The organism is Listeria rocourtiae FSL F6-920 (assembly GCF_000525975.1).
Classification (GTDB): Bacteria; Bacillota; Bacilli; order Lactobacillales; family Listeriaceae; genus Listeria_A; species Listeria_A rocourtiae.
In genome coordinates, this window is the sequence record NZ_AODK01000079.1 from 1 (window position 1) to 1,554 (window position 1,554).

Below are 1,554 nucleotides of genomic sequence, written 5' to 3' on the forward strand. Positions count from 1 at the left end.
CACGTACAATACTGGGACAGTCTCAGGCGATGTACACATGATTGCACTCTATGTAGATGGTAAATTTGTCCGCTACGGCGCAGTCACTGGAACAGACTACAAAGTATATATTTATGACGTTCCATCTTTACGCATTGCTGGCAACACTTTTGAAGTAAGAGCATTAGATACAGCTGGTAACGTTCTTTACACATCCACACAAACTGTTCAATAAATTATGTAGCATCTATTAGTGAACATACTTTATCTACAAAAAATATAAAATATGAAAGAGGTTATTCATTTGAAATTCAAAAAAATTATTAGCGTTTTAGCCGCAACATCTATCCTAGGAACAAGTATCGTTACTCCTCTAAACATCATATCCACAAAAACTTTCGCCTCCATGGCAACACAGTCCATTGATTCAAATCCAAATTTGATTAATCTTAATTTCGATAAAGCTACAGAAACAGCATCCTTCAAATTTAAAAACTGGATTACTGGCACTGAGACAAAAAATATAAGAGCAAATACTCCAACCTTCACACAAAGTGGAAATAAGTATTCGACTTCGGATGGCAAATCTATTCAAGTCAATAGCCCCACTGAAATTGCTCTAGTCAACACAAGTGGAAAATATTTCATGATCGGGCAATACGTTAATACAGAAATTGGAAAAGAATATACAATCTCTTCTAAATATACAAACCCTAATCCAAACGCCACATCCAATTACTTCTGGATGGGATCACTATCAAGCGCTGATGTAGCTAATGATAGTAAATTTACCGCAGCTAGCGGGACAGCTGAACATACTTTTACTGCAACAGAAAGTCAAACTCTTATTTTCATACAACAAGTTGTCACAACTACAGGTACTAAAACGCTAACACTATCCGATTTTTCAGCAACTAAATCAAAATACCAAATAGCTAAAGAAGGCGTTAACGCTATGTTCGAAGCAGACGGCAAAGTAAAGACAACTGTTGATCAAGTATGGATCGATGAAGTTCAAGCTCAAATCAACCTGGTAACAGACGCAACGAAAAAACAAGCACTCCAAACTGAATTAAACAAGGCGAAACAAAAAGTTGCTGATGATACAGTTAAATTAAATACTGCTAAAGCTGCTGTGGATGCATTATTTGTAAATAACACATCATCAAGCGATGCCATCAAAGATACAACAACACAAATCGCTATCGATAACGCAAAAATGCTTGTAAACCAAGTCACAGATCCTACTGTCAAAACTGCTTTAGAACAAGACATCGCTAAAGCTCAGAGCCTACTTGACGCTAAAAATGCTGCTATTCAAGCAGAAAAAGACCGTCAAGACGCTGCTTCTAAAGCTGTTAAAGAGTTATTCACAAATGACGACTCTTCTAGCAATAGCATCAAAAACTTAACAGACCAAACTGCTATCAATGACGCAAAAGCTTTGGTAGACAAAGTTACTGATCCTACTGTCAAAGCGGCTTTAGAACAAGACATTGCTAAAGCTCAAAACCTACTTGATGCTAAAAAATGCTGCTATTCAAGCAGAAAAAAGACCGTCAAGACGCTGCTTCT

Annotated in this window: 2 protein-coding genes; both read left to right on the forward strand. The window is 36.9% G+C overall.

Going from position 1 to position 1,554, the window contains the following annotated elements:
* Positions 1-214, forward strand: a 214-nt coding sequence (locus PROCOU_RS17885; RefSeq protein WP_036074309.1) for an immunoglobulin-like domain-containing protein, incomplete at its 5' end; no start/stop codon positions are given.
* 69 nt (positions 215-283) lie between these two features.
* The coding region (locus PROCOU_RS15730) for a toxin Cry1Ac domain D-VI-related protein (protein WP_036074312.1) at positions 284-1,554 on the forward strand (1,271 nt) is incomplete at its 3' end.